General features: G+C 35.1%; 6 protein-coding genes. 3 read left to right on the forward strand and 3 right to left on the reverse strand.

All coding sequences use genetic code 11. The annotated features are described in order from the left end of the window. Window positions 1-327: 327 nt before the first annotated feature. A complete protein-coding gene (locus CQA38_RS09060; RefSeq protein ID WP_137633682.1) occupies window positions 328-1,530 on the forward strand; it encodes a site-specific integrase in 1,203 nt (400 codons plus the stop codon). Between the two features lie 184 nt (window positions 1,531-1,714). On the opposite strand, the gene guaA is transcribed toward CQA38_RS09060, so the two are convergent. Genes guaA through CQA38_RS09075 form a run of 3 tightly spaced genes read right to left on the reverse strand, consistent with a single transcriptional unit; the run spans window position 1,715 to window position 4,003 of the window. Beyond that, window positions 1,715-3,247 (reverse strand): glutamine-hydrolyzing GMP synthase, encoded by a 1,533-nt coding sequence (guaA, locus tag CQA38_RS09065; protein WP_137633683.1) that lies wholly within the window; start codon window positions 3,245-3,247, stop codon window positions 1,715-1,717. Continuing rightward, window positions 3,247-3,807 carry a GNAT family N-acetyltransferase gene (locus CQA38_RS09070; RefSeq protein ID WP_137633684.1) on the reverse strand — a complete coding sequence of 187 codons (561 nt, stop codon included), beginning with the start codon at window positions 3,805-3,807 and terminating at the stop codon, window positions 3,247-3,249. The genes guaA and CQA38_RS09070 overlap by 1 nt, the downstream gene beginning before the upstream one ends. A gap of 4 nt (window positions 3,808-3,811) precedes the next feature. Continuing rightward, window positions 3,812-4,003, reverse strand: coding sequence for a hypothetical protein (locus tag CQA38_RS09075; protein ID WP_137633685.1), 192 nt, complete (start codon window positions 4,001-4,003; stop codon window positions 3,812-3,814). Between the two features lie 57 nt (window positions 4,004-4,060). Here CQA38_RS09075 and CQA38_RS09080 point away from each other — a divergent pair, with 57 nt between their 5' ends. Both CQA38_RS09080 and uvrC read left to right on the forward strand, forming a co-directional pair. Further along, a complete protein-coding gene (locus CQA38_RS09080; protein ID WP_137633686.1) occupies window positions 4,061-4,408 on the forward strand; it encodes a hypothetical protein in 348 nt (115 codons plus the stop codon). Beyond that, entirely contained in the window at window positions 4,402-6,195 is a 1,794-nt protein-coding gene (uvrC, locus tag CQA38_RS09085; RefSeq protein ID WP_137633687.1) for an excinuclease ABC subunit UvrC, read from the forward strand. The genes CQA38_RS09080 and uvrC overlap by 7 nt, the downstream gene beginning before the upstream one ends. Window positions 6,196-6,670: the final 475 nt, after the last annotated feature.

The following is a 6,670-nucleotide window of genomic DNA, read 5'->3' on the forward strand; positions in this document are numbered from 1 at the left end:
CTTCGTTTCAAGTTTTTAGGCTTGAAAATTGAAAAGGAAATGAAATTATATACAAATAAGCTTAAAGTTTCATTAAATTTTGGTGGTTGGGAGGAGAGAGTTTGAAAAAATATTAAAAAATAAGGAAAACTAGGGGTTTGGTTGGATTGAGAATATTAATTTTGTTTTTTAAAAGGGAGAGTGGTTTTATCGATGAGTTGATTTTAAGTGGATTTATTTTCGTTTCAAAGCAAATGAAAAGCTAAAAATTTAGCAGAATCGATAAAGAAAAATTTGAAAAATCAAAAACAAATGCGATCTTGAAAATAAAAATTTCAAGGAGAAAAAATGCTGAGTTGCAAAAAGATAAAGAGCTTAAAAGCAAAGGAAAAAAGGTATTTTGTCGCCGATCGTGATAATTTACTTTTGTGTGTATATCCAAGTGGAACAAAAACATTTTTTTATAATTTTAAATGTCCAAATAACAAATGCTTTAAAAGAATTTCACTTGGCAAATATCCACAAACAAGCCTCAAAGCCGCACGATACAAACGTTACACTTATAAAACAGCACTGCAACAAAATGCTAAAAAGAGTCAAAAAATCAGCTTTAAAAGCGTCGCACTTGAAAAAATGTCTATCAAAAAAGATCAAATTGCGCCCAAAACGCACGCTAGGCTTTTAAGTTTGCTTGAACGTTTTGCTTTTACAATCTTTGCGGACAAAGATATATCAAGCATTGAGATTGATGATATTTTGGTAAGTTTTGAACTGCTTAGAAAAAAAGGTTTGGGTGAAAGTGCAAATAAATTTTTTAGCATAATAAATGAAATTTTTCGCTTTGCTGAGCTTAAAAAACTCATCACAACCAACCCTTTAAATTCGCTTTTAAAAAAAGAACTTATCATCAAAAAACCCACAAAGCACCACCCAAGCTTTTATGATGAAAAAAATCTAAGCATTTTGCTCCAAAAAATAGCCTCATATCAAGGAAAATTAAGCCTTAAAATAGCCCTCATCATGACTTTGCTTACCGCTCAAAGAAGCTTTAATATCAGGACTTGTTTATGGAGCGAGCTTGATCTAAAACGTCAAATTTGGATTATCCCACAGCATAAAATGAAAGCCAAACGCATGCTCATCTTACCCTTAAGCACACAAATTATAGAGCTTTTAACACTTTATAAAAACACACAAATTCCTAAACGCGAAGCCGTTTTTCACAGCACAAAAACAAAAGATCAATTCATTGGCGAAAGTAGTATGAGAATGGTGCTAAGGGCGCTTGATTACTCAAATGATGAGCTTAGCGTGCATGGTTTAAGAAGCACATTTAGCACGATCTGCCACGAAAAACGACAAATTCATAAGATAAATAGCGATATAATCGAGCTTTGCCTCGCTCATAAAGAAAAAAATCAAGTCAAAGCAAGCTATAACCACGCCCTTTTCCAAAAAGAAAAGCAAGAGCTTATGCAGTGGTGGGGCGATTATATAACTCAACTTGTGGATTGGGACTTGTTTTGCAAGAACTTATTTGCAAGACTTTAAAACAAAAAAGCAAATTTAGCCTTATCTTTGTCATTGCAAGGCATAAGACGATGAAAAAAAGCATTTGAGGAAAATTAAAAAGCAAAGCTTTACCCTACATCGCAGTAAAGGAATGCTCTTTTCAGCTCGCATTCCTCTCATAAAATTGATAAATTTTAGCTTCACTAAAGACAAAATACCTCTCTTACTCCCACTCTATAGTCGCAGGTGGTTTTGAGCTTATATCATAGACTACGCGGTTTATACCCTCTACCTCGTTGATGATACGACGGCTTATATTTTCTAGCAATTCATAAGGTAAATGTGCAAAAGTAGCTGTCATGCCATCGCTTGCATTTACCACCCTTACACACACTGCATTATCATAGGTGCGGTTATCGCCCATTACGCCCACACTTTTTACATTCAAAAGCACGCAAAAAGCTTGCCAGGTTTTATCATACCAGCCACTTGCTCTAAGCTCATCTTGTAAAATCACATCAGCCTTTCTTAAAAGCTCTAAGCTTGGCTCATTTACCTCGCCCATTATGCGTATAGCAAGTCCTGGTCCTGGAAAAGGGTGACGATAGACTATATCCTTACTTAGTCCTAGCTCAAGTCCTAAGGCGCGCACTTCATCTTTAAAGATTTCTTTTAAAGGCTCGATGAGTTTTAAATTCATTTTCTCAGGTAAGCCGCCTACATTGTGGTGTGATTTTATGGTTTTTGACGCTCCTATGACAGAACTTTCTATGATGTCAGTATAAAGTGTGCCTTGAGCGAGGTATTTTACATCTTTGTGTTTTAAGGCTTCTGCTTCAAAGACTTCTATGAAAGTGTTGCCTATGATCTTTCTTTTAGCTTCTGGATCAAGCACGCCTTTTAAACGTTCTAAAAAAAGCTTGCTTGCATCTATGCTGATAAGATCGATTCCAAGCCTTTTAAACATAGCCTCAACTTGTTCTTTTTCCCCACTTCTTAAAAGTCCATTATCCACAAAAACAACGATGAGCTGATCCTTAATCGCACTTGCAAGCAAAGCAGCCACCACAGAACTATCCACGCCCCCACTTACTGCACAAAGCACCTTATCGTTTTTAACTTCTTCTTTGATCTTTTGAGTTTGAGTTTTTGCAAAGCTTCCCATATTCCATATGCTTTCACACTCACAAGCGTATTTAGCAAAATTTTTAAGTATGCTTTTACCAAATTCGCTGTGTTGCACTTCAGGGTGAAACTGCAAGGCATAAAATCTTCTTTTTTCATCGCCAAAAACGCAAAATGGGCTATTTTCACTCGTAGCAAGCACTTCAAAGCCAGCAGGGAGGTTTTCTACCTTATCAGAATGACTCATCCAAACGATTTGTTTTTTAGGTAAATTTTTAAATAAAGCATTATCCTTGATGATGTCAATATGAGCCTTTCCATACTCTTTATGCCCAGCAGGAGCAACGCTTGAGTTAAAATGATGTGCCATAAGTTGCATACCATAACAAATTCCAAGCACAGGTAAGCCAAGCTCAAACACGCCCTTATCGCAAAAATACGCATCATTTGCATACACGCTTGCTGGTCCTCCGCTTAAAATAATGCCCTTTGGCTCTTTTGCTTTTATATCTTCTAAACTCACATTAAAGGGCAAAATTTCAGCATACACGCCTTGTTCTCTTAGTCTTCTTGCGATGAGTTGGGTGTATTGTGAGCCAAAATCAAGCACCAAAATGTCTGCTTTTTTCATCATTTCTCCTTTGTATGTTCAAGCTTAAAAACAAGCTCATTTTTTTCTAAAGTGTTTTTACCTATCTCTTGCATGCCAAGCTTTTTTGCAAGTTTAATCGAGGCAGTATTATCAGCGCTAATTAAAGCATATATTTGCTTAAGATTAAGTATATTAAAGGCATATTCACAGCATGCTTTTGTGCTTTCAAAGGCATAATTTTGCCCCCAAAACTGCGTGCTAAAGATATAGCCAAGCTCAACTATACGCTCTTTAAAGGCATTGTTTAAGCGGATAAACTCATAATTTAAGCCCACACAGCCCATTAAAGCTTGACTTGTTTTGTTAAAAACTCCAAATTTACAAAAACCATCAAGCTTAAAACACTGCATTTGAAACAAAAGCCATTCTTTGCTTTCAGCCTCGCTAAAGCCATGTCCCCAGTTATACATTACCCTTTCATCGCTTAAAATTTCATGCAAAGCCTTAAAATCACTTTGCGTTAAAAGCCTTGCGTAAGTGCGTTTGCTTTCAAAGACTATACTTGCTTTATCAGTATTGAAATGTATTTTTTCGCCCATAAGCTTACCAGCGATTGAGGTTTTTATAAGCTTTTATCTCTTTTACTGAGCCATTTTTATCAAGCACGCTATAGCTTGGATCGCCTTTGTATCCACAAGCTACAAAAAAGATTAAGCAAAAAAATGCTATAATGAACTTATGAAAAAACTCAAGCCAGCTAGCTCTATCATCGCTTCTCTTTGTCAAGAACGACATTTTGCCCCTTTGAAAAGGAATTTTTATTGTAAAGATTTTTTAAGTCTTTTAAGCCCAATGCACCAGAATTTAATCTCAAAAATTTTCATCAAAAAACAGCTTCTTATCATACTCACAAAAAGCAATGTTGGCTATCAAGAATTAAACCATGATAATACCAAAAAAAGCATTAAAAAACTCATAAAAATTTATGCAAATACAAATTCTTTAAGTGATTTTGATCAGATAAATGAGCTAAAAATCCTTACAGATAGGAATTTCAAGCTTCCCACAAAAAGCGCTAAAAAAAAGAAATTTTTTCTCGAGCTTTCAAAGGGAGAGTTTAAAAACACCTGTAAAAATGAACTTTTATATCAAGGTTTTGAGGACTTAAGAGCAGTGATAAAAGGCACAAAAGTATGCTAGAAGCCGAGCTTAAAAATCTTGAGGAAAAAAGCGGAGTATATCAGTTTTTCTCAAGTGAAGGCAAACTTTTATATGTAGGTAAGGCTAAAAATCTCAAAAACCGCGTCAGAAGTTATTTTACTTTCACCCCACAGCTTGCGCCAAATCCTAAAAATTCCCTACGCATTCAAAAAATGATTAGTGAAACTACTCATCTTGAGTATATCACTACTAGTTCAGAAGCTGACGCACTCATACTTGAAAACTCCTTTATCAAACAGCTACGCCCCAAATACAATATCTTATTAAGAGATGATAAGACTTATCCTTATATCTATATAGATTTAAACGAAAGCTTTGCTATGCCAAAGATCACAAGAAAGATTATCAAAAAACCAAAGATTAAGTATTTTGGACCCTTTTTCAAAGGCCCAAGAGAGCTTTTAAATGCTTTATATCTTAGTTTCAAACTCAAACAAAAAAGCTCGTGTAAAAAGGCGTGTATTTTTTATCAAATTTCGCGCTGCCTTGCACCTTGTGAGGGTAAAATTACCCAAGCAGAATACGAAAAAATCCTCAAATCAGCCATAAACGCCCTTTTAAATCCACACATACTCATTAAAAACCTAGAACAAAAAATGTTTCTTTACGCACAAAATGAAAACTATGAAGAAGCTGCTAAACTAAGAGATAGCATACAAACCATAAAAGATTTAGAAGTTAAAATCGAGCTTGATATAGCTAGACTTGAGGACTTTGATATCTTTGCTTTAACCTTTGAAGGCTCTTTGCTAGCAACCCAACGTTTTGTCGTGCAAAATGGCAAGATCATCGCTTCAAAAAATAAAATCATCGCCTTAAAAAGTGATGAATTACCAGATATAAACGAAATTTATAAGCAATTTATACTTGAAAACTTTAGTATAGATACGCCTTTAAGCTCATCAAGCATTTATGTAGCTGATGAGTTTGAGGATATGGCTTTGCTTGAGGATTTGCTAAGCTTAAGATTTAATAAAAAAATTCATATCAAACACCCAAAAATAGGCGAAAAAAAGCGAATTTGTGATCTAGGGGTTAAAAATGCTTTGATCAATCTTAAAAATTCTCAAAAGCAAAACGAGTTTGGCTTACAAAAAGAGTTAAAAGATTTTTTTGACTTAGAGCATTTACCACAAAATATAGAAGTATTTGATAATTCTCACATGCAAGGTAGTGCAAGCGTTGGAGCGATGATCGCTTTTTGTCAAAATGGCTTTGAAAAAAACCATTACCGCCATTTTCATCTTAAACACAGCAATGATTATGAGCAAATGCGTGAAGTGCTTACGAGAAGGGCTTTAGACTTTGATAAACTTAGCCCACCTGATCTTTGGCTTATCGATGGGGGCAAGGCTTTGCTTGATTTAGCCCTTGAAATTTTACAAAGTAGCGGGGCAAATGTCGATGTCTTAGCTATCTCAAAAGAAAAAATTGACGCAAAAGCTTACAGAGCAAAGGGCAGTGCAAGGGATAAAATTTATAGCAAAAAGCAGGTTTTTAACCTAAGCACTGAGGATAAAAAACTTCAGTTTTTACAAAAACTTCGCGATGAAGCCCACCGCTTTGCGATTTCTTTTCATCAAAACACGAAGAGAAAAAGGGACTTGCAAAGCTCAAAGCTTGAAAATTTAGGCTTAAGTAAGGCTGAAATTCAAAAAGCCTTAAATCATTTTGGGGATTTTGAAAGCATACACAAGGCAAGCTTTGAAGAGCTTGAAGAGTTCTGTGGCTTGAAAATAGCTCAAAAGCTTAAACCAAATTTGTAAAACAAATCAAACCCAATACAACCAACCTTTAAGCATAAATTTATCACAATGGTATCGTTTAAGTGCTTAACTTCTTTTCGGTGTGGAAAGGAGGCAGGTAATGAATAGGATTTTAAATGTTCTTATTTTGATCCTGTTGCTAGCCAAAGAGCTTTTGTGGCTCATTAACTAGCTTAACTTAATTCTTCACCAATCATTTTAACTCAACCCCGCTTAAGCATAACTTAAACACAGCTGTAAAGCTTTTAAAAATCACACTGCAAAGAAGCTTTGTGCGGGGGCGGTGTTTGCTGATTATAAAAAGACTGCGAAAAGCAAAAAAAATGATTGATACAATTTCAAAAGAAAAAACCACAAAGAAACTCAAGTTTGAATAAAAATTTAAAACAAGAAAGAGTTTAAACTCCTCGCAAGGTTGCGAGGAGAGTTTTAAGAAAAACTATTGGAGTAATCTTAAAACATTTTGTTGTGCTGC

This window comes from Campylobacter sp. MIT 12-5580, assembly GCF_005406235.1.
GTDB lineage: Bacteria > Campylobacterota > Campylobacteria > Campylobacterales > Campylobacteraceae > Campylobacter_D.